This is a genomic window from Streptomyces sp. NPDC031121 (assembly GCF_055570615.1).
Genome location: NZ_JBVIGV010000002.1, coordinates 279,094 through 301,595, shown reverse-complemented (window position 1 = coordinate 301,595; position 22,502 = coordinate 279,094). Strand labels below are relative to the sequence as shown.

The window sequence follows — 22,502 nt, the reverse complement described above, 5'->3', positions numbered from 1 at the left end:
CGTCAGTCGTGGGCCACGACGGCGACGGGGGAGGTGGCGTGGTGCATCACCGCGTAGGTGAGGGGGCCGATGTGCGTGCCGAGTGCCCGACGGCGGATACGCCGGCCCACGACGACGAGCGCCGCGCCGGATGCCGCCTCCAGGATCTGCACGGCCGGCTGTCCGATGACGGCGCCCGCCCGGATGGCCAGCCCGGGGTACTTCGACCGCCAGGGACGCAGCATCTCCCCGAGCCTGGCCTCCAGGTCGTCGGCGATCTCGTCCTCGACGCCCGGGTCCAGGGCGGGAGCGTAGGCGAACATGGGCGGCGGTGACCAGCCGTGGACGACGACGAGAGGGCAGGACCGCCGGTGGGCTTCCTCGCAGGCGAAGGCGAACAGCCGGTCGCAGTTGCTGCGGAGGTCCACGCCGAGGACCACCGGCCCGCCGCCACCCGCCTGCCCGGCACCGGCGTCGGGCCGCGCGTCCGCGCGTACGAGGACGACGGGCGTCTCGGTGAGGGGAATGGTGCCGGCTCCGGTGGAACCGACGAAGAACCCGGAGACCGGGCCGAGCCGGCGCGAGCCGAGCACGAGCAGGTCGGCGTCCGCGGCGGCCGACGCCAGGGCGTCCGACACGGCGACGCCGTCGATCCTGCGGGTGCCGATGGCCAGGGCGGGGTGCTCACGCGCCAGCCGTTCGCGGGTTCCAGCCAGGAGGTCCCCGGTCCAGCGCCTGCGGGACTCGGGAAGCGGCGTGGCGAAGGGCGCGTGCTCCGGCCAGTCCTCGACGTGGAGCAGGTCCAGGTCGGCGCCGCGCAGTTCGGCCTCCGCGGCCGCCCAGTCGGCGGCGGCGCGGTCTGCGCCCGATCCGTCCAGGCCTACCGTGATACGGCTCGACATGGTGTTCCTCCTCCGGTGGGGTACTCGGCTGCTTCCGGGCTCCGCCGAGGGCCCGGGTCGTGCTTCCCTGTCACGCGGACACCGGGGCCGTGAAGTCGGCCTCGACGTCCACGACCCCCGGCACGGTGCCGGCGGCGCGGACCACCGCGTCTTCCAGCGCGGGATCCGGCAGGGATCCGTACAGGTATGCCACGCCCTCGGCGACATCCACCCGGATCCCGGCAGTGCCGTGCGGGACGAGCCTGTGCGTGACCAGTTCACGGATCTCGGCGCCGATGTCCGCGTCCGGGCGCAGGTGGACCTTCAGCAGGTCCCCGCGGCTGACGACGCCGATCAGGCCGCCGTCGCCGTCGACCACGGGCAGGCGCTTGAGATGGCGGCGAGCCATCAGGCGGGCCGCGGCGGGGAGGGCGGTATCCTCCGTGACCGTCACGGCCGGGCGGGTCATCAACCGCTCCGCGGTCGCCGCGCACTCCGGGTCGGTGTCCCGCGAGGTGAGCAGCAGGTCGGCCGCGGAGACGACGCCGACCACCCGTCCGTCCCGGGCCAGCACGGGCAGGGCCCTGACCTTGCACCTCCGCAGCGTCTCCACGATGTCCCCGAAGGCGGTGTCGTGGGCGACGGAGACCGCGCCGCGGGTCATGACGTCGCCGACCGTGCGCAGCTGCTCCATGGCCTGCTCCTTCCCGTGCCGTGCCGCCACGCTCAGGAAGTCCTCTGTCTGCCTCTCCCACCCTCCGCTCGCGGCGCGGGGCGGAACGAGGGCCGAACGGGCCCGACCGGGGGCCGGAGGGGCCATTCGGCCGGGGCGGACCGGGGCCGGCGCCGCGGAATGGGCCCTTCGGCCCGACGCGGGGTCCCGGGCGGCCCTCGCGCCGTCGCACGGCAGGTGTCAGCGTGGAGAGTGTCACCCTCGCCTTCTCGGTTGGGAGCAAGCGTGCACAGCACCCCGCGCACCCCGGACACCAGCTCGGTCATCGTCGGTGTGGACGGCTCCGAGCCCGCGCGGCGGGCCGCCCTGTGGGCCGCGGGCGAGGCCGTACGCCGCGGCCGCCCCCTGCACATCGTCCACGGGGCCGACACCGACGGCAGGGCCCTGTACATGGCGGCGAACACCGTCGAAAGGATCCGGGCAGCCGGCCGGGAGCTCCTGGAGGACACGGCGAAGGCCGTGGCCGCCGAATACCCCGGCCTGCCCGTGACCACCCAGCTCAGCCGCGCGGACGCCGTCACCAGCCTGCACCGCGCCGGCGGCCCGCACGGCACGGTTGTCGTGGGCAGCCGCGGCCTGGGCGGCTTCGACTCGCTCCTGCTCGGATCCGTCGGCCTCGACACGGCGGCCGGTGCCCGCACCCCGGTCATCGTGGTCCGCGGAGTGGACGCCGCGGAGGAGCGCGGCACCGTCCTCGCCGCCGTCCGCGACGAGCACGACCTCGCGTGCGCCCGGTACGCCGCCCGGGAGGCCGAACTGCGCAAGGCGTCCCTGCGCCTGCTGCACGTGTGGAACGTCCTCCGGTCCTTCGGGGACGGGGCGCCCCTCCTCGACGCCGACGCGATCGCGGGCCGGCACATCTCGGCGCTGGAGGCCGTCGCGGCGACGGTCCGCGAGGACTTCCCCGACCTGGCCGTCGAAAGCGACACGACGAAGAGCGTCTCCGTGGCCGGAGTCCTCGTCGAGGCGTCCCGCCACGCCGACCTCCTCGTCATGGGCGGCCGCAGGGCCCCCGCCCGGCTCGGAATCGGCCGCACCCTGGGCAGGGCGACGCACGGCGTGGTCCACCACGCCCACTGCCCCGTGCTCCTCATCCCGCGCGCGGGCACCGGCGGGAGCCGGCCGTGAGCGGCCCCCGGGAAGGGGCTCACGACCTCCTCGGGCGCATCGGCCCCCTCGCGGGGCGGGAGGGCTGAGGCCGACATGACCGGCCGGACGACCGCCGCACAGCCTGTCCGGTCCCCGGAGTCCCGGGGGCTGTCCCAGGCCGAGGCGGAACGCCGGCTGGTCCGCCACGGCCGCAACGAGGTGCCGCCGCCCCCGCCGACGCCGCTGATCCGCCGTGTGCTCGCCCAGCTCCGGGATCCGCTGATCATGGTGCTGCTCGGAGCCGCCGTGCTCACCATCGCCATCGGCGACCACCCGGACGCGGTCGTCATCGGACTGGTGATCGTCGTCAACACCTCCGTGGGCGTCGCCCAGGAGGTCCGGGCGGGCCGGGCCGTCGCCGCGCTCTCCGCCCTCTCGGCCCCGCACGCCCGGGTGCTGCGCGACGGAGCCCCGCACGAGGTGGCAGCGGCGCTCGTGGTCCCGGGGGACACCCTGCTGCTGGGCGAGGGCGACATCGTCGCCGCGGACGCCGACCTCACCGAGGCGTCCGCGCTCCTGATGGACGAGTCCATGCTCACCGGCGAGTCCGTGCCCGTCGACAAGGCCCCGGGCCGGCCGGTGAGCGCGGGCACCGTCGTCGTACGGGGCAGGGGTACCGCCACCGCCACGGCCACGGGCCCGGCGAGCGCCCTCGGCCGCATCGCCGCCCTGCTCGACGGCGGCCACGACCCCACTCCGCTCCAGCGCCGGCTCGCCTCCCTCGGGCGGGTCCTGGCCGTCGTCACCCTCGGCCTGTGCCTGCTGGTCTTCACCCTGGGCCTGCTGCGGGGCCTCCCGCCGGGCACGATGGCCGTCACGGCCGTCAGCCTGGCCGTCGCCGCCGTGCCCGAGTCCCTTCCCGCCGTGGTGACCCTCGCCCTCGCGCTCGGAGCCCGCAGGATGGCGGCGCGGGGCGCGCTCGTCCGCCGCCTGCCCGCCGTCGAGACCCTGGGGTCCGTGAGCGTGCTGGCCACCGACAAGACCGGCACCCTCACCGAGGGCCGTATGGTCGTCCAGCACCTCTGGACGCCGTCCGGCGCCGCCGACGTGTCGGGCGGCGGCTACGAGCCGCACGGGCAGCTGACGCGCGCGGGCCGCACGATGACGCTTGACGAGCTCCGCCCGCTGCGGGAGCTGCTGACCACCGCGGCGCTGTGCAACGACGCGAGCCTCAAACCGCCCGGGTCCGGTGCGGACACCTGGAGCGCGGTGGGCGATCCCATGGAGGCCGCCCTGCTGGCAGCCGCCGCGAAAGCCGGCTGCCCCACCGCGGCCGAGCTGCGCCGGGACTGCCCCCGGATCGCGGAGGCCCCCTTCGACAGCCTGCGCAAGCGGATGACGACGGTGCACCACCTGCCCGACGGGAACGTGCTGGTCTGCCTCAAAGGAGCACCCGAGGCCGTCCTCACGCCCCGCGTGCTGGCGGACCCGCCGGCAGTGCTGGACCGGTCCCGCCGGGAGGCCGCCGCGCTGGCCGCCCGCGGGTTCCGCGTCCTGGCCGTGGCGGGCACCGAGCGCCTCCTGTGGGACCTGCCGGCCGCCGAAGCCGAGCAGGGGCTGCACCTGCTCGGCCTGATCGCCATCAGCGACCCGCCGAAGGCCGCTGCCGCCGCCACCCTGGCGGCCTGCCGGGAGGCGGGCATCACCTCGGTCCTGATCACCGGCGACCACCCCGAGACGGCACGCGCCACCGCCGAGCGCACCGGCCTCGTCCGCGAGGGGGAGGCCGCCGAGGTGATGACCGGCCCCGAGCTTGCCGCCGCACCTGACACGGACCTGACCGGGATACGGATCTTCGCCCGCACCGACCCGCAGCAGAAGCTGGACATCGTCCGCGCCTGGCGGGCCCGCGGCGCCGTCACCGCCATGACCGGCGACGGCGTCAACGACGGCCCCGCCCTCCGCCAGGCGGACATCGGCGTCGCCATGGGCGCCCGCGGCACCGAGGTGGCCCGCCAGGCCGCCGACCTCGTCCTCACCGACGACGAGCTCTCCACCGTGGTCAAGGCCGTCGAGGAAGGGCGCCGCGTCTACGACAACATCCGGCGCTTCCTCGTCTACGGCCTGGCCGGCGGAACCGCCGAGATCCTCGTGATGCTGATCGGCCCGGTGCTCGGCCTGCCCCTGCCGCTCCGCGCGGGACAGATCCTGTGGATCAACCTCCTCACCCACGGCCTCACGGGCGTGGCCATGGGCGCGGAACCCGTCTCACCCGAGGCCATGCGGCGCCCGCCCCGCCCCCCGGACCGGCACATCCTCGCCGCCGGCGTGTGGCAGCGCCTGCTCATCCTGGCCGCCGCGGTGACGGCGGTCAGCCTGCTCGCCGGCGTCACGGCCGCGGCCATGGGCCTGCCCTGGCAGAGCGTGCTCTTCCTGGCCCTCCTCGCAGCCCAGCTGGGCGTCGCTCTCGGCCTCCGCTCCCGCCTGCTGACCAGGGAAAACCTCTTCCTTCCGGCCTCCGTGGCCGGAGCCGCCGCACTGGCCATGGCGGCCCTGCACGTCCCCGCCCTGCGGTCCCTCCTGGACACCGAGCCCGTGGGCTGGACCGGTGTCCAGCTCGCGGCCGCGGCCGCTCTCGCGGCCTTCGCGGCCGCCCGGCTGCTGCGGGGAGCATTCCGCGGAAAGGCATGATCATGAACACCTTCGCATCGGAACACGGCCCCGGCCTCCACGCCGAGGTCGGCGACCAGATCGTCGTGGGCGGGCCCACCGTGGGCACACCGGGAAGGGACGGCGAGGTCATCGCCCTCCACCACGCCGACGGAACCCCTCCGTACGACGTCCGCTGGTCCGACACCGGCCGTACGTCCGTGTTCTTCCCGGGTCCGGACGCCCACGTCCGGCACCTGCACGAAAGGCACGGCGAGAGGGGGTAGCCGCTCCCGAAGCGGCCTCAGCGGGCCGGGCCCCCGATCAGGATCCCGGAGTCAGTATCCCGGAGCGGCCGGCGGACTCCCTCCGCCCGCCGGTGCGCGCGGGCCGATCTCGTCGCGGGGCCCGGGAGGCTCCTCCAGGACGCTCCAGGCGACCGGGCCGAGCAGGTCCGCCACCCTCCGGAAGACGTCCATCAGCAGGTCGTCGACCGTCAGCACACCCACGACACGCTGCCCGTCCAGGACGGGAAGGCGCCGGACGCCGCTGCTGCGGAAGATCCGGTACGCCGCGTGGATGTCGTCGGCCGCTCCGACGGTGACGACCGGGGTGGTCATGACCTCCCGTACCGGATCGTCGCGGTCGAGGCCTGAGGCCACCGCGCGCAGGGCGATGTCGCGGTCGGTGACGATGCCGCGCAGTACGCCGCCCTCCGTCACGACGAGGCAGCCGACGCCGTGAGCCCCCATCCGGCGGGCCGCTTCACCGATGGTCGCCGTGGCGGTGACGGCCACGGCGGGCGCGGACATGGACGCGGACACCTTCATCGTCGGGCTCCTTCCCCTGGCTCAGCGACCCGTGCCCGTGTCGTCGGTCTCCCACGCGAGCTGTTCGGTGACCCGTACGACGCCGTCGACGGTGCGGCACAGCCGCTCCACGACGGGGATGAGGCTCCGGAAGCGCACCACGCCGTGCAGGGTCACCTGCCCGTCCGCCACCTCGACGGACACGGCCGAGGGTTCCACGTGCAGAGTCCGGTCGAGGATGTCCCCGGTGATCTCGTGCCGGATGGCGTCGTCGTCGCGCAGGAAGATCCGCAGCAGGTCGCCGCGGGTGACGACGCCCACGAGGACGTCCGACTCGTCGACGACGAGCAGCCGCTTGACGTGCTGGCTCTCCATGAGCCGGGCCGCCTCCGCCACGGTCCAGTCGGGCCGCGCGCAGACCGCCGGCGCCGACATGAGCTCCTCCGCCTTCGTGCCGGCGGCCTTGTCGCTCTCCCATGGTTCGGAACGCGGCAGCGAGCGGTACCAGTCCCCCTGGTCGGCCGACTTGGGCAGCAGATCACCCTCGGAGACCACGCCGAGCGGGTGCCCCGCGGCATCGGTGACGGCCACCGCGGACACCCCGTGCTCGCCGAGGGCGCGCACGAGGTCCTTGAAGGTGGCGTGCGGGGGGACCGTGACGACCTCGCGGGTCATCAGCTCGCCCACTTCTCTGTGCCTCACCGCTTTCTCCTTCCGCCGTTGCGGCCGGGCCCCGAGGGGGCCGGCCGGTCCGGATCCGTCATACCCGCTGCCGGGGCAGCGCGCGCGTCGGGCTACGCGGTGGCCGAAACCGCCCCGTCGAGTTCCATCCGGACGTCGACGACCCCCTCGACGGTGCGGATGGCGCGGGCCAGGAGGGGGACCAGGGCGCGGTCGTGCAGCGGTCCGCGCACGGTGACGACACCGTCCCGGACGGAGAGGTCCACGGACACGCCGGGCGCGACCTCCGCCAGGACGGTCCGGTGGATCTCCTCCTCCAGCTCCTCGTCCGGCCGCAGGAACACCTTCAGCAGGTCGCTGCGGCTGACGACGCCTTCCAGCAGGCCGACGTCGTTCACCACCGGCAGCCGCTTGACGTGCCTGCGGGCCATGATGCGGGCCGCCTCGGCGATGGCCGCGCCCGGGTGGACGGTGATCGCCGGGCTGGACATCAGGTCCTCGGCGAGTACGCCGCCGGCCTTGGACGCCTCCTCCAACTGCTCCGGAAGGCGGGGCTCCTCGCGGCGGAACTCCTCCTTGGGCAGCAGGTCGGCCTCGGAGACGACGCCGACCACGCGGCCCTCGCCTTCCAGGACGGGAACCGCACTCACCTTCCATTCGTTCATCAGCTCGACGATCTCCTTGTACGACGCCTCGCGGCCGATGGCCACGGCCGTGTGCGTCATGACGTCGCTGACGGTGTAGCGGGATGCGGGCATGACCGGCTCCTTCGCCGTGTTCGGTCATAGGACCTGCGGCAGCCCGTGGGCCCGCGCAGGCCGGGTCGAACCCTTCCTCCATCTGACCACCCGGAGCCCGTGCGCGAGGAGGGGCCCTGTGGGCCCCGGCGGAGGGTCCGAACGGCCCCAGGGAGCGGGGCGGCGCGGCGGCCGAGGACAGGAGGGGCCGGGAGGGCCACGATGGGAGGAGGCGCGGATCCCCGGCACGGTTTCGGAGGAGGCGGCCATGGCGACGGCGGCTGCTGCACCGCGGGAGGTCCACGTCCTCCTCGCGGACGGGGCGACCGTGTCCGTCCGCCCGGTCCGGCAGGAGGACCTGCGGGAGGTGGCCGCGTTCTACGACCAGATGTCGCCGGAGAACCTGCGCCTGCGGTTCTTCACGGCGAACCGGCACTCGGCGGAGCAGTCGGCCGACCGGGTGTGCCGTCCGGCCGGACCGGGGCGCAGGGCCCTGATCGCCGAGGCGGCGGGCGAGGCGATCGGGCTCGTCGAGTACGACCGGCTGCCGGGCACCGACCAGGCGGACCTGGCGCTGGCGGTCGCGGACCGCTGGCACCGCAGGGGCGTGGGGACGGTGCTCCTGGAGCATGCCGCGTCCGCGGCGAGGAGCGACGGCATCACGGCGTTCGCGGCCGACGCGCTGTCGGAGAACCGCGACGTGCTCAAGGTCTTCGCGGACCTGGGGCTGAGCGTCACGCGGCGCTTCGACGGGCCGGAGGTCCACTGCCTGGTGCGGTTGGAGGCCGACGAAACGTACCTGTCCGCCGTCGAGGCACGCGGCCGGACGGCGGACGTCGCCAGCCTCCAGCCGCTGCTCAGGCCGCGGTCGGTCGCGGTGGTGGGGCCCGGGAGGCGGCCGGGCTCCGTCGGGCGCGCCATCCTGCGCAACCTGCTCCGAGGCGGCTTCGACGGCCGGCTGTACGCCGTGCACCCCGCGGCACCCGCCGTCCTCGGCGCCACCACCTACCGCTCGGTGTCCGACGTGCCCGGGCCACCCGACCTCGCCGTCCTGGCCGTGCCGGCCGCGGCCGTCCCGCCCGTCGCGGAGGAGTGCGGCAGGCACGGAGTGCGGGCCCTGCTGGTGGTGTCGGCCGGTATGGACCGCGACCAGGGGCGCGGCCTGCTGTCGGCATGCCGCCGGTACGGGATGCGGCTCGTCGGCCCGAACTGCCTGGGCCTCGCCAACACCGAGGACGGCGTGCGCCTGGACGCCACCTTCGCCGCCGACCTGCCCAGCCCGGGGACGGCCGGCGTCGCCGTGCAGTCCGGCGGTGTGGGCATCGCCCTGCTGGCCGGACTGTCCCGGCTGGGCATCGGCGTCTCGACCTTCGTCTCGCTCGGCGACAAGTACGACGTCAGCGGCAACGACATGCTCCAGTGGTGGGAGACCGACGGCCGGACCGACCTGGCGCTGCTGCACCTGGAGTCGTTCGGGAACGCCCGTGCCTTCTCCCGCACCGCCCGCCGGGTGACCCGCAGCGTCCCCGTGCTGACCGTCGACGCCGGGCGCACGGAGGTCGGCCGCCGGGCCGCCGCCTCGCACACGGCGGCCGCGGCGACGCCCACCATGACCCGCCAGGCGCTCTTCCGGCAGGCCGGCGTCACCTCCACCCGGAGTGTCGCCGAACTCCTCGACACGGCCGCGTTCCTGCACTCCCAGCCGCTGCCGGCCGGCCGGCGGGTCGCCGTGGTCTCCAACGCCGGCGGCACCGGCGTCCTCGCCGCGGATGCCGCGGTCGAGGCCGGGCTGGCCGTACCGGCCCTGTCGCCGGAGGCGGCCGGGCGGCTGCTCCGAGCCCTCCCCGGCGGCGCCGCCGCCGACAACCCGGTCGACACCACCGCTGCCGTTTCCGAGGACCAGATGCGCCGGTGCCTGGCCCTGCTGATCGGAAGCGGAGAGGTGGACGCCCTGATCGTCTCCCTGGTTCCCACGGCCGTCGCCACCGCCACGGGCGACGACCTCCTCCGCTCCGTCGTCCGCACCGCGCGGGAACACCCCTTCCCCCTTGCCGTCGTGCTGCCCGGCCAGGCCGAATCGGCCCGCTGCCTGACCGGCCACGACGTCACCGTGCCCGCCTACGCCGACCCGCGGTCCGCGGTGCAGGCACTGGCGCACGCCGCGGACCGCACCGACTGGCTCGCCCGCCCGGCGGGAACCCCGGCGGACCTCCGCGGCGTCGACACCCCCCGCGCGACCCGGGCCGTCGCCGAGTACCTCGCCGCCCACCCCGACGGCGGCTGGACCGATCCCGACACCTGCGCCGTCCTCCTGGACTGCTACGGCGTCCCCCAGATCCCGTGGGCATGGGCGCGGAACGAGTCGGATGCCGTCCTGGCCGCCCGCCGGCTCCGCCGCGGGAACGGCGGGGCGGTGCTGAAGGCGTACTGGCCGGGGCTCGTCCACAAGAGCGAGGAACGCGCCGTCCGGCTCGACCTGCGCGACGACGCCCAGGTGGCCGCCGCCTACCGGGACCTGGCCGAGCGCTCCCCCGAAAGGCTCGCCGGCGTCCTCGTGCAGCCCATGGCGCCCGGCGGGGTGGAGCTCTTCGCCGGTGTCGTCCAGGACGCGGTCTTCGGGCCGCTGGTGGTGTTCGGCATGGGCGGCACGGCGACCGAGGTGCTCGCCGACCACGCCGCCCGACTGGCGCCGCTGACCGAACGGGACGTGCACGACCTCGTCGGCGCGCCCCGATGCGCCCCCCTGCTCTTCGGCCACCGCGGCGCCCGACCGGTCGATCTGGAAGGCCTCGGCCGACTCCTGTCGCGGCTGTCCCGGATGGCGGGCGACCTTCCGCAGCTGGCCGAAGCGGATCTCAACCCCGTCATCGCCCGCCCCGACGGCATCGACGTCGTCGACGTCCGCCTGCGGCTGGCACCCGCCCAGGCGTACGACCCCTATCTGCGCCGGCTCCGCTGACCTCCCCGCCGGCCGCCACCCGGACCGTGCCGTCCGCACCGTACGGGGAGCCCGCCACCAGCGGCGGCCGGGGTGCGCCGGGCCGCGAGGGCGAAGGCCGCCCCGCTGCCGGCGCCAGCGCGGCCGAACGGCGCCGGAGCGGCGGCTCGCGTATCCCGCACCGGCGGGGCGGCGCGCGGCATGCTCTGTATAGGCCCCTTGTCCGTACCGCCCGTTTCCCGCAGCCAGGAGGAACCGTGTCCCCCGCAGAACAACCCGACGCGGCGCTCGTGACGGCGCTGGTCGAGGACGCCGTGACGGCGCCCTCCATGCACAACGCCCAGCCCTGGAAGTTCGTCCACCGCACCGGCAGCGGCTCGCTGGCGCTGTACGGCGATCCCGAGCGCACCCTTCCCCACGGCGACCCCGAGCTCCGCGCGCTGCACCTGGGGTGCGGCGCCGCCCTGTTCAACCTGCGCGTTGCCGCCGCCCACCGGGGATGGACCGCCGACGCCCGGCTGCTGCCGGACCCCGGCGACCCCTGGCACCTGGCCGACGTCCTCCTGCACCGGTCCGGCACCCCGGACCAGGCGCTCGCCGACCTCCACCCCGCGCTGCGGCGGCGGCACACCAGCCGCTTCCCGTTCTCCGACGAGAAGATCCCCGAGCCGATCCTCGACGGGCTCTGCTCGGCGGCCCTGCTCGAAGGCTGCCGCCTGATCACGCCCGGAGCCCTCCACGCCACCACGGTGATGGACCTGGTGCACGACGCCGGGTTCCTCGAAGCCGCACACGACGCCGTCCGCGCGGAGATCGCCCACTGGACGCGCACGGGCAGGCCGGATGGGTCACCGGCCGACGGCATCCCCGCCTCCGCGCTCGGGCCGCGGCAGTACGACGTCAGCGCCCCCGTCCGGGACTTCGACGCCGACCGCCAGGTCGCCGGCCGGACCGCGGCCGTCTACGAGAAGCACCCCCAGATCGCGCTGCTCGGCACCGTGGAGGACACGCCCGCGGACTGGCTCCGGGCAGGGCAGGCCATGGAGCGCGTGCTCCTGCAGGCCACCCTCGACGGCCTCGCGACCTCGCTGATGTCGCAGCCGCTCGAATGGCCCGAACTCCGGTCGTCCGCCCGCGATCCCGCCGCCCCGATCGGCTTCGTCGACATGGTGTTCCGCCTCGGCTACGGCCCCGCCGGTACGGCAACCCCGCGCCGGCCGGTGGCCGAGGTCCTCACCTTCGCGTGACACCGCCGTCGCCGTCCTCACCCGCCCGGCCCGCCGCGGGCCTCGCGCCGGCCCGGCCGTGGAGGCCGGGACCTTCGGTCTCGTTCCGGGACTCGGCGGCCCTGCCCCGCCCGCCGCCCCGATGGCAGCGTGGGGAGCGACCGCCCGCGGCGCGAAGGCTGCCGGGCGCGCGAGGAGGATTCATGACGAACACCGCTGCGGGCGTGGACGACGCGCGCCCACGGGCCGGGCGGGACGAGCCGCCGACCGGGCAGGAGCCGCCGGCGGACGGGCCGCCGCAGCGGTGGGAGGCCGGGCTCACCGACGACGAGGCGGCACGGCGCCTCCTCGCCCACGGCCCCAACACGGTCGCCACGGCACGCCCCGTCCCCCTGTACGCCCGCGTGCTGACGCAGCTGCGCGATCCGCTGATCATGGTGCTGCTCGGCGCCATCGCCCTGACCGTGGCGATCGGCGACTACACCGACTCCGCCGTGATCGCCCTGGTGATCGTGGTGAACACGGCCGTGGGTGTCGTCCAGGAGGTGCGTGCGGACCGGGCCGTCGCGGCGCTGACGGCCATGTCGGCACCGACCGCCCGCGTACGCCGGGGCGGTGCCGAGCGGCAGGTCCCGTCCTCGGCGGTGGTGCCGGGCGACGTACTGCTGCTCGGCGAGGGCGACATCGTCCCGGCCGACGCCCGGCTCCTGCGGGCGGCGTCCCTGCTGGTCGACGAGTCCATGCTGACCGGTGAGTCGGTGCCCGTGGACAAGGCCGCAGGACCGGACGGACAGGAGGAGTCGGCGCTCCACGCGGGCACCGTGGTCGTACGCGGCCGGGGAGTGGCATGCGTGACGGCGACCGGAGCGGCCGGCGCCCTGGGCCGGATCGCCGAACTGCTCGACACCCGCCCCCAGCCGACGCCGCTCCAGCACCGGCTGGCCGCCCTGGGACGGGTGCTGGCCGTGGTCGCCGTGGGCCTGTGCCTGGTGTTCTTCGTTCTCGGCCTGGCAAGGGGAACCGCCCCGGGGATCATGGCCGTGACCGCGATCAGCCTCGCGGTGGCGGCCGTTCCGGAGTCCCTGCCGGCCGTCGTCACCCTGGCCCTCGCTCTGGGGGCGCGCCGCATGGCGGCACGGCACGCCCTGGTGCGGCGCCTGCCAGCCGTCGAGACCCTGGGCTCGGTGACGGTACTGGCCACCGACAAGACCGGCACCCTCACGGAGGGCCGGATGGTGGTCGAACGGGTGTGGACGCCGGGGGAGGGCGAAACCGCTTTCACGGGCTCCGGGTACGAGCCCGAGGGTGAGGTCCGCAGGACCTCACCCGGCGGGGACGAGGCGGACCTGGACGACGTACGGGACCTGCTCACCGCGGCCGTCCTCTGCAACGACTCCGGTCTCAAGCCGCCCGAGCCCGGCTCCGGAGACACCTCCTGGTCGGCGCTCGGCGACCCGACCGAGGCCGCCCTGCTCGCCGCGGCGGCCAAGGCGGGATGCCGCAGCCGCGAGGAGTTGCACGCCCCGTACCCCCGGAGGGACGAGGAACCCTTCGACAGCGTCCGCAAGCGCATGACGACGGTGCACGGCACCCCCGAGGGCGACGTGCTCGTCTGCCTCAAGGGCGCGCCCGAAGCGGTCCTCGCCCCCGCCGTCCTGGACGAGGCCCCGCACCTGCTGGACCGTGCGAGGGAGCAGGCGGCGGCCCTGGCCGCCCAGGGCTACCGGGTGCTCGCCGTGGCGTCGGGCCGACGCGAGAGGCTGCCCGCCCGGGCGCGGGACGCCGAGAGCGGGCTGCGACTGCTGGGGCTCGCCGCGCTCGACGACCCGCCCAAGGCGGCGGCGCGCAAGACCCTGGCCGACTGCCGGGCGGCGGGCATCACGCCCGTGCTGATCACCGGCGACCACCCGGCCACGGCCGGGGCGATCGCCGCCCGTGTCGGCCTCGCCGGCGACGCGGACACCGTGGCCACCGGCCGGGCACTGGCGGCCGGGGAGGTGCCCGATCCCACCGGCGTACGGGTCTTCGCCCGCACGAACCCCGAGCAGAAGCTCGACATCGTGCAGGCATGGCAGGCGCGCGGCCACGTCACGGCCATGACCGGAGACGGCGTCAACGACGGTCCCGCGCTGCGCAAGGCGGACATCGGCGTCGCCATGGGCCAACGGGGCACCGAGGTCGCCCGCCAGGCGGCCGACCTCGTGCTCACGGACGACGAACTGTCGACCGTCGTCGCCGCGGTCGAAGAGGGCCGGCGCGTCTACGACAACATCCGCCGCTTCCTCCTCTACGCCCTGGCCGGCGGCACCGCGGAGATCCTCGTGATGCTCGCCGGTCCGGCACTGGGCCTGCCGCTGCCCCTGCGCGCCGGGCAGATCCTGTGGATCAACCTGCTCACGCACGGCCTCACCGGAGTGGCGATGGGCGCTGAGCCGGTCTCGCCCGGGGCCATGCGGCGGCCCCCCAGGCCCCCCGGACAGCACGTCCTGGGCGACGGGCTGTGGCAGCGGATCTGTTTCCTGGGAGCGGTGGTGACCGGCGCGTCGCTCGCCGCCGGTGCCGCCGCCAGAACCCTCGGCGCCCCATGGCAGAGCGTGCTGTTCCTCGCCCTGCTGGCCGCACAGCTCGGTGTGGTGCTGGGCCTGCGCGACCGGCTCCTGAGCCGCGACAACCTCTTCCTCCCGGCCGCCGTGGCGGGATCGGCCGCACTCGCGGCCGCGGCACTCCACCTGCCGTTCCTCCAGGCGGTCCTGCACACCGAACCGCTCGGCTGGGCGGGGGCCGGCACAGCGGCCGCCGTGGGCCTCCTCGGCTTCACCGCCGCGCGCTTCAGCCGACCGGCGTGAGGCCGCCGCCGCTCCGGCCGCCGGGGCGTCCGCACCCGGACCGGGCCTCCGGGCCCTCCGGCAGGGACATACGGCCCCTCCCACGGCGCATCGCCGATCGCCACTCTGAACGAGCCACCCCACCAGCACCCGACCCGGAGGTCCCCATGTCCCGCTTCGTCACCGTCGGTCTCGACGGGTCCCGAGAGAGCCTCGCCGCGGTCGAATGGGCCGCGGAGGAAGCGCGCCGCCGCCGCCTCCCCCTGCGGCTGCTCCACGTGTGGAACCTCGAACCGGATGTGCACACACCGCTGATCGGCCCCGACACCCGGCGCCACTGGGCCGAGCGCGCCCCGCGGACCGCCGCCGAGCAGGTCCGGAAGGACCACCCGGACATCGCCGTCGAGACGGCGCAGCGGTGCGGCGACCCCGCACGGACCCTGTGCGAGGCCGCCCGGGACTCCGAACTGCTCGTCCTCGGCTCCCGCGGACTCGGCGCCTTCACCGGCTTCATGGTCGGTTCCGTCGCGCTGTCCGTCGTCGCCCGCAGCGAGCACCCCGTCGTACTGGTCCGGGCCGATGCGCCGCCCGTGCCGGCGCCCGCACCGAAGCCCCGGACGGAGCGGGGGCGCGGCCGGGCCGTCCTGGGCGTCGACATCGACCACCCGTGCGACGAACTCCTGGAGTTCGCCTTCGCCCACGCGGAACGCCACCGGGTCCCGCTGCACGTCCTGCACACCTGGCAGTTCCCGCCGCTGTCCAGCCCGGAGCCGACGGCGGCCGTCGTCGCACTGCAGGGCGAGGTGGCCGCGGCGAAGGAAGGAGCGCTGACCGAGGTCCTGGCGCAGTGGCGGAACAAGTACCCCGACGTCGCCGTCACCCAGGACTGCCGGCTCGGCCGGCCGGTCCCCGCCCTGCTGGAGGCGGCCCGCGGCGCAGGGCTCGTCGTGGTGGGCCGCCGCAACCGGCGCTCGCGGATCGGCGCGCACATCGGATCGGTGACGCACGCGGCGCTGCACCACTGCTCGGCGCCGGTGGCCGTGGTACCGCACGACTGACGCCCGCCCGCCCCGGTGCCGACGGCCCCCACCCGGCCGTCGGCACCGGCGCATGTGCGGTGCGGCGTGCGGGCGACCGGGACCAACGGCCCTGCCGAGGGCGGCCGGCAAGGCCGTACGGCACGGCGACCGCACCCCGACGGCCCCTGCGCCCCCCTCCGCCCCGCGGCGAGGATCGGATCAGGAAGGCGTCACCGGATCCGCCGGGACGCCCCGCGGACCGTACGGAGGCAGGAATGACCGTGGTGGCAGACGGCGACGTGCACGTCGCCCGCCCGGCATGGGACGGCTTCGAGGGGCGGCGCTGGCGCGAGCGGATCGACGTGCGCGACTTCATCCAGGCCAACTACACCCCGTACGAGGGCGGCGCGGACTTCCTCGCCGGACCGACCGAGCGGACCCTTGCGGTCTGGGGAAAGATCACCGCGCTGTTCCCCGAGGAGCGCCGCAAGGGCGTCCTCGACGTCGACCCCGCCACCCCGTCCTCCATCACCTCGCACGCCCCCGGCTACATCGACCGCGACCGCGAGCTGATCGTGGGCCTCCAGACCGACGCCCCGCTCAAGCGGGCGATCATGCCCAACGGCGGCCTGCGCATGGTGGAGAACAGCCTGCGCGCGTACGGATACGAGCCCGACCCCTTCATCACCCGCGTCTTCGGGACCTACCGCAAGACCCACAACGACGGCGTCTTCGACGCCTACACCCCGCAGATGCGCGCGGCCCGCAAGGCGGGCATCATCACCGGCCTGCCGGACGCCTACGGCCGCGGCCGGATCATCGGCGACTACCGCCGGGTGGCGCTGTACGGCGTGGACCGCCTCATCGCGGCCAAGCGTGCCGAGCGTGCCGCCCTGGACGCCCTGCCCTCCGCGGAACCCGTCATCAGGGACCGCGAGGAACTCGCCGAGCAGATCCGCGCGCTGCAGGAGCTCACCCGGATGGCAGCCGGCTACGGCTGCGACGTCTCCCGGCCCGCCGCGACGGCCCACGAGGCCGTGCAGTGGCTCTACCTCGGCTACCTGGCCGCGGTGAAGGAGCAGAACGGCGCAGCGATGTCCCTCGGCCGCACCTCCACCTTCCTGGACGTGTACCTGCAGCGGGACCTCGCCGCCGGGCTCATCGACGAGAGCCGCGCGCAGGAGCTGGTCGACGACTTCGTGATCAAGCTCCGCATCGTCCGCTTCCTGCGCACCCCCGAGTACGACGAGCTCTTCTCCGGCGACCCGACCTGGGTGACCGAGTCCATCGGCGGCATGGGCACCGACGGGCGGCCGCTGGTCACCCGCACGTCCTTCCGCTTCCTCCAGACGCTCTACAACCTCGGCCCCGCCCCCGAACCCAACCTCACCGTCCTCTGGTCCCCCCGGCTCCCCGACGGCTTCAAGCGGTTCTGCGCCCGCGCGTCCATCGACACCAGCTCCCTCCAGTACGAATCGGACGAGCTGACGCGCCCCCGCACCGGTGACGACACCGCGATCGCCTGCTGCGTCTCCGCCATGGCGGTCGGCAAGCAGATGCAGTTCTTCGGGGCGCGCGTCAACCTGGCCAAGGCGCTGCTGTACGCCGTCAACGGCGGCCGCGACGAGATGACCGGGGAGCAGGTCGCCCCGCCGGCCCCGCCGCTCACCGGCGAGTACCTCGACCACGACGAGCTGGCCGCCGCCTACGACCGCGTCCTGGACTGGCTGGCCGAGACGTACGTGAACGCCCTGAACGTCATCCACTTCATGCACGACAAGTACGCCTACGAGCGCCTGGAGATGGCGCTGCACGACCACCCCGTGCAGCGCACCCTGGCCTGCGGCATCGCGGGCCTGTCCGTGGCGGCCGACAGCCTCTCGGCCGTCAGGCACGCACGCGTCAGGGTGATCCGGGACGACACCGGACTCGCGGTCGACTACGAGGTCGAAGGCGACTACCCGGCGTACGGGAACAACGACGACCGCGCCGACGGCATCGCGGTCGGACTGGTCCGCTCCTTCATGGCCAAGGTGCGGCGCCACCGCACCTACCGGGACGCCGAGCACACGCAGTCGGTGCTCACCATCACCTCCAACGTCGTCTACGGCAAGCACACCGGCAACACCCCCGACGGCCGCCGCGCCGGCCGGCCCTTCGCGCCCGGCGCCAACCCCATGAACGGCCGTGACCTCCACGGCATGGCCGCATCCGCGCTGTCGGTCGCCAAGATCCCCTACGACGAGGCGCGCGACGGCATCTCGCTCACCTCCACCGTCACCCCGGACGGCCTGGGGCGCCACGCCGAGGACCGCGTGCACCACCTCGTCGGCCTGCTGGACGCCTACACGTCCTGCGGCGGCTTCCACATGAACGTCAACGTCCTGGACCGGGCCACCCTGGAGGACGCCATGGAGCACCCCGAGAAGTACCCGGACCTGACCATCCGCGTGTCGGGATACGCCGTCAACTTCGTCCGGCTCACCCGCGAACAGCAGCGGGACGTCATCAGCCGCACCTTCCACGAGGCGACATGACCCGCCGGCACCCCGCACCCCCCGACCGGCCCCGGCCGGGCCGCCCCGCCGCCGACGGTGTGACAGGCCGTGTCCACTCCTGGGACCTGTCCACCGGCGTCGACGGGCCCGGCACCCGCTACGTGCTCTTCACCAGCGGATGCCCGCTGCGCTGCCTGTACTGCCAGAACCCGGACACCTGGCACCTGCGCGACGGCCGCACGGCCACCGCGGACGACGTCGTGGCGGACATCGCGACGTACCGCCCGTTCCTCACCGCGGCCGGCGGGGGAGTGACCCTCAGCGGAGGCGAACCGCTCCTCCAGCCCCGCTTCACGGGCCGGATCCTGCGGGGCTGCAAGGAGCTGGGGCTGCACACCGCACTGGACACCTCCGGCCTCCTCGGCGCACGTGCCGACGACGGCCTGCTCGCCGACACCGACCTGGTGCTCCTCGACATCAAGTCCTTCGACGTTCCGACGTACCGCCGGCTCACCGGCGGCGACCTCGCCCCCACTCTGACCTTCGCCGCACGCCTCAACCGCCTCGGTGTCGCCACCTGGATCCGGTACGTCCTCGTTCCCGGCTGGACCGACGACGAGGAGGCCGTCGACGGCCTGGCGGCCTTCGCCGCCGGGCTGGAGAGCGTGCAGCGTGTGGACGTCCTGCCGTTCCACACGCTCGGCGCGCCCAAGTACGAGGCCCTGGGCATCCCGTTCCCCCTCCGCTCGACCCCCGCGCCCGACGCGGGGCTCGTCGAGCGCGTCAAGGAGCGGTTCCGGGCCCGCGGCCTGCGCGCCGACTGAACAGCACGCCGCACCGACACCGTCCCCCGCCCCACCGAACCAGGGAGCTCCCATGGCGAAGCCGCACAGCGGTTCGCGGACCCTCGCACAGAACGCCCCGTCCGACACCGCCGTCGCCGTGAACCGGCTGGTCGACAACGCCTCCAAGGCGCTGGCCGACTACGACTCCTTCACCCAGGAGCAGATCGACCGCATCGTCGCCAAGGCGTCCGTGGCGGCTCTCGACCAGCACACCGCCCTCGCGAGGCTCGCCGTGGAGGAGACCGGCCGGGGCGTCTTCGAGGACAAGGCCGCGAAGAACATGTTCGCGTGCGAGCACGTCACCCACAGCATGTCCCGCTCGAAGACCGTCGGCGTCATCTCGCGCGACGACGTCGACGGCGTCATCGAGATCGCCGAGCCCGTGGGCGTCGTGTGCGCGGTCACGCCGGTCACCAACCCGACGTCGACCACCGTCTTCAAGGCGCTGCTGGCGCTGAAGACGCGGAACCCGGTCGTCTTCGCCTTCCACCCCTCCGCACAGGAGTGCAGCGCGCAGGCCGCGCGGATCGTCCGGGACGCGGCCGTGGCCGCCGGCGCTCCCGAGCACTGCGTCCAGTGGATCGAGTCGCCCTCCGTCGAGGCGACCCGCCTCCTCATGCACCACCCCGGAGTCGCGCTGATCCTGGCGACCGGCGGCAACGCCATGGTCAAGGCCGCCTACTCCGCGGGGAAGCCCGCCGTGGGCGTCGGCGCGGGCAACGTCCCCGCCTACGTCCACCGAAGCGCCGACCTGCGTCGGGCGGTCAACGACCTCGTGCTGTCCAAGTCCTTCGACAACGGCATGATCTGCGCCTCCGAGCAGGCCGTCATCCTCGACTCCGACATCTACGACGACGCCCTGGACGAGTTCCGCGCCCTCCGCGCGTACCTCGCGACGCCCGAGGAGAAGCACAAGCTCGAGAGCTACCTCTTCCCGCCCGGCCCGGACGGGCGCCGAGGGCGCGTGAACCCGGCGGCGGTGGGCCAGAACCCGGGGTGGATCGCCGAGCAGGCGGGCTTCACCGTGCCGGTCGAAACCTCCCTCATCCTCGCCGAGGCACCCCACGTCGGTCCGGACGAGCCGCTGACCCGCGAGAAGCTCTGCCCCGTCCTCACCGTCCTCCGCGCGACCGGCGAACAGGCCGGATTCGACCTGGCAGCCGACATGGTGGCCTTCCACGGGCAGGGCCACAGCGCCGTCATCCACACCGCCGACCCGGCCCTGGCCGAAAGCTACGGGCGCCGCATGAAGACCGTCCGCATCATCGTCAACTCCCCCTCCTCGCAAGGCGCGATCGGCGGCATCTACAACCGCCTCCTGCCCTCGCTGACCCTCGGCTGCGGCTCATGGGGCAGCACCTCGGTCTCCGACAACGTCTCGGCCGCCCAGCTGCTCAACATCAAGCGCGTGACGACACGGCAGAACAACCTCCAGTGGTTCAAGGTGCCGCCGAAGATCTACTTCGAGCCGCAGGCCGTCCGCTACCTCGCCTCGATGCCCGGTGTGCACCGGGTCACCGTCGTCACGGACTCCACCATGACCCGGCTCGGCTACGTCGACCGCGTCACCCGCGTCCTGGCGCAGCGGCCGGAGCCCGTGACCGTCCAGGTGATCGACGACGTCCTGCCCGAGCCCAGCATCGAGTCCGTCCAGCGGGGCGCCGCCCTGATGCGCGACTTCCGGCCGGACACGATCATCGCCCTCGGAGGCGGCTCCCCGATGGACGCGGCCAAGGTGATGTGGCTGCTCTACGAGCACCCCGACGTCGACTTCGCCGACATGCGCCAGAAGTTCTCCGACATCCGCAAACGCGCCTTCCGCTTCCCCGCGCTCGGAGAGCGGGCCCGGCTCGTGTGCGTCCCCACCACCTCCGGCACCGGCGCCGAGGTGACCCCCTTCGCCGTCATCTCCGACCCGGCGACCGGCAAGAAGTACCCCCTCGCCGACTACGCCCTCACCCCGAGCGTCGCGATCGTCGACCCCGTGCTCACCGCCGGCCTCCCGGCGTCGCTCGCGGCCGACAGCGGCTTCGACGCCCTCACCCACGCCACGGAGGCGTACGTCTCCGTCTACGCGAACGACTTCACCGACGGCCTCGCACTGCACGCCATCGCACTCGTCTTCCGGAACCTGGAGGCATCCGTCACCGGCAGCGGCGCCCGGCAGCGCAAGGCGCGGGAGAAGATGCACAACGCCGGCACCATCGCCGGCATGGCCTTCGGCAACGCCTTCCTCGGCATCGTCCACGCCATGTCCCACACGCTCGGAGCCACGTTCCACATCGCCCACGGGCGGACCAACGCGATCCTCCTGCCCCACGTCATCCGCTACAACGGGTCCGTCCCCACCAAGCTCACCGGCTGGCCGAAATACGAGAGCTACCAGGCGCCCGAGCGCTTCCAGGACATCGCCCGCGCCCACGGCCTGCCCGCCGCCACCCCGGCGGAGGGGGTCGCCTCCTACGCCGCCGCCGTCGAGCGCCTGCGCGACGCCGTCGGCATCGAACCCTCGTTCCGCGCGCTCGGCGTCGACGAGACCGCCTTCATCACCGGGCTTCCGCGCCAGGCCCTGAACGCCTACGAGGACCAGTGCGCCCCCGCCAACCCGCGCATGCCCATGCTCGACGACATGGAGGAGATCATGCGAACCGCCTACTACGGGGCACCGGAGGTGTAGGCCCGGCCCGGACCGAGCATCCGAAAAGGAGGGCCATCCGGCCCTGGCCCTCCGACCCCGGTCGAGGGCAGGCTGCTGGAGGGACCCCGAGCCCGGGGCCGGAAAAGGAATGACGGAGCTGCATGATGACGGACACGACCGCCGGCGTACCGACGCGAGGACCGGTCAAGGTCTTCCTCCTCGACGACCACGAGGTGGTACGCCGCGGCGTGCACGACCTGCTGGACGCCGAGCCCGACCTGGAGGTGGTCGGGGAAGCCGGCACCGCCGAGCAGGCCCTCGCCCGCGTCCCCGCCCTGCGTCCCGACGTGGCCGTCCTGGATGTCCGGCTGCCCGACGGCGACGGCGTGAGCGTCTGCCGCGAACTGCGCTCCCGCATGCCGGAACTCCACTGCCTGATGCTGACCTCCTTCGACGACGAGGAGGCGCTCCTCGACGCGATCATGGCCGGTGCGTCGGGATACGTCCTGAAGCAGATCACCGGCACGGACCTGGTCTCGGCCGTGCGCACCGTCGCCTCCGGGCAGTCCCTCCTGGACCCCGGCGCGACCGCCCGCGTGATGGCCCGGCTGCGGGGCGGCGCCCCGCAGAAGGAGGAGCAGCCGGGGCTCGCCGGGCTCACCGAGCGGGAGCGCGACATCCTCGCCCTGGTGGGGGAGGGCCTGACCAACCGGGAGATCGGCAAGCGCCTCTACCTCGCCGAGAAGACCGTCAAGAACAACATCTCCCGCCTGCTGGCCAAGCTCGGCGTCGAGCGCCGCGTCCAGGCCGCCGTCCTGGCCACCCAGCTGTCCGAGCGGAACCAGGACGCCAAGGCGCCTCGCTGAGGCAGGCCGCGGCACAGGGGTGGGGGGGGGGGGGGGGGGGGGGGGGGGGGGGGGGGGGGGGGGGGGGGGGGGGGGGGGGGGGGGGGACG

Annotated in this window: 16 protein-coding genes; 11 read left to right on the top strand and 5 right to left on the bottom strand. The window is 74.4% G+C overall.

Going from position 1 to position 22,502, the window contains the following annotated elements; translation table 11 throughout:
• Positions 1-2: 2 nt before the first annotated feature.
• Both ACZ462_RS04760 and ACZ462_RS04755 read right to left on the bottom strand, forming a co-directional pair.
• Positions 3-881, bottom strand: coding sequence for a universal stress protein (locus tag ACZ462_RS04760; protein WP_467808474.1), 879 nt, complete (start codon positions 879-881; stop codon positions 3-5).
• Between the two features lie 70 nt (positions 882-951).
• Complete coding sequence (locus ACZ462_RS04755; RefSeq protein WP_467808476.1) at positions 952-1,554, bottom strand: CBS domain-containing protein; 603 nt, start codon at positions 1,552-1,554, stop codon at positions 952-954.
• Positions 1,555-1,818: 264 nt separating this feature from the next.
• Here ACZ462_RS04755 and ACZ462_RS04750 point away from each other — a divergent pair, with 264 nt between their 5' ends.
• From ACZ462_RS04750 to ACZ462_RS04740, 3 genes are all read left to right on the top strand, one after another.
• Positions 1,819-2,721, top strand: a complete 903-nt coding sequence (locus ACZ462_RS04750; protein ID WP_467808477.1) for a universal stress protein — start codon at positions 1,819-1,821, stop codon at positions 2,719-2,721.
• 75 nt (positions 2,722-2,796) lie between these two features.
• A complete protein-coding gene (locus ACZ462_RS04745) occupies positions 2,797-5,373 on the top strand; it encodes a cation-translocating P-type ATPase (protein WP_467808478.1) in 2,577 nt (858 codons plus the stop codon).
• A gap of 2 nt (positions 5,374-5,375) precedes the next feature.
• Positions 5,376-5,618, top strand: coding sequence for a DUF1918 domain-containing protein (locus tag ACZ462_RS04740; protein ID WP_467808479.1), 243 nt, complete (start codon positions 5,376-5,378; stop codon positions 5,616-5,618).
• A gap of 51 nt (positions 5,619-5,669) precedes the next feature.
• On the opposite strand, the gene ACZ462_RS04735 is transcribed toward ACZ462_RS04740, so the two are convergent.
• The 3 genes from ACZ462_RS04735 to ACZ462_RS04725 form a co-directional block, all read right to left on the bottom strand.
• Positions 5,670-6,161, bottom strand: coding sequence for a CBS domain-containing protein (locus ACZ462_RS04735; protein ID WP_467808480.1), 492 nt, complete (start codon positions 6,159-6,161; stop codon positions 5,670-5,672).
• Positions 6,162-6,182: 21 nt separating this feature from the next.
• The gene (locus ACZ462_RS04730) at positions 6,183-6,842 is read right to left on the bottom strand and encodes a CBS domain-containing protein (protein ID WP_467808482.1); all 660 of its coding nucleotides are present in this window, start codon (positions 6,840-6,842) and stop codon (positions 6,183-6,185) included.
• Between the two features lie 92 nt (positions 6,843-6,934).
• On the bottom strand, positions 6,935-7,579 hold the full coding sequence (locus ACZ462_RS04725; protein ID WP_467808483.1) for a CBS domain-containing protein: 645 nt from the start codon (positions 7,577-7,579) through the stop codon (positions 6,935-6,937).
• Positions 7,580-7,826: 247 nt separating this feature from the next.
• Between ACZ462_RS04725 and ACZ462_RS04720 the strand changes: the two genes are divergently transcribed.
• From ACZ462_RS04720 to ACZ462_RS04685, 8 genes are all read left to right on the top strand, one after another.
• A complete protein-coding gene (locus ACZ462_RS04720; protein ID WP_467808484.1) occupies positions 7,827-10,517 on the top strand; it encodes a bifunctional acetate--CoA ligase family protein/GNAT family N-acetyltransferase in 2,691 nt (896 codons plus the stop codon).
• A 236-nt stretch (positions 10,518-10,753) separates the two neighbouring features.
• Positions 10,754-11,743 (top strand): Acg family FMN-binding oxidoreductase, encoded by a 990-nt coding sequence (locus ACZ462_RS04715; RefSeq protein WP_467808485.1) that lies wholly within the window; start codon positions 10,754-10,756, stop codon positions 11,741-11,743.
• 182 nt (positions 11,744-11,925) lie between these two features.
• Positions 11,926-14,568: a cation-translocating P-type ATPase gene (locus ACZ462_RS04710; protein ID WP_467808486.1), complete on the top strand. Its 2,643-nt coding sequence runs from the start codon at positions 11,926-11,928 to the stop codon at positions 14,566-14,568.
• 146 nt (positions 14,569-14,714) lie between these two features.
• Complete coding sequence (locus ACZ462_RS04705; protein WP_467808487.1) at positions 14,715-15,605, top strand: universal stress protein; 891 nt, start codon at positions 14,715-14,717, stop codon at positions 15,603-15,605.
• Between the two features lie 236 nt (positions 15,606-15,841).
• Positions 15,842-18,103 carry a formate C-acetyltransferase gene (gene pflB, locus ACZ462_RS04700; RefSeq protein ID WP_467808488.1) on the top strand — a complete coding sequence of 754 codons (2,262 nt, stop codon included), beginning with the start codon at positions 15,842-15,844 and terminating at the stop codon, positions 18,101-18,103.
• On the top strand, positions 18,100-18,888 hold the full coding sequence (gene pflA / locus ACZ462_RS04695; protein WP_467808489.1) for a pyruvate formate-lyase-activating protein: 789 nt from the start codon (positions 18,100-18,102) through the stop codon (positions 18,886-18,888). The genes pflB and pflA overlap by 4 nt, the downstream gene beginning before the upstream one ends.
• Positions 18,889-18,940: 52 nt before the next feature.
• The gene (gene adhE / locus ACZ462_RS04690; protein WP_467808491.1) at positions 18,941-21,586 is read left to right on the top strand and encodes a bifunctional acetaldehyde-CoA/alcohol dehydrogenase; all 2,646 of its coding nucleotides are present in this window, start codon (positions 18,941-18,943) and stop codon (positions 21,584-21,586) included.
• A gap of 125 nt (positions 21,587-21,711) precedes the next feature.
• Entirely contained in the window at positions 21,712-22,413 is a 702-nt protein-coding gene (locus tag ACZ462_RS04685; protein ID WP_467808492.1) for a response regulator, read from the top strand.
• Positions 22,414-22,502 lie beyond the last annotated feature (89 nt).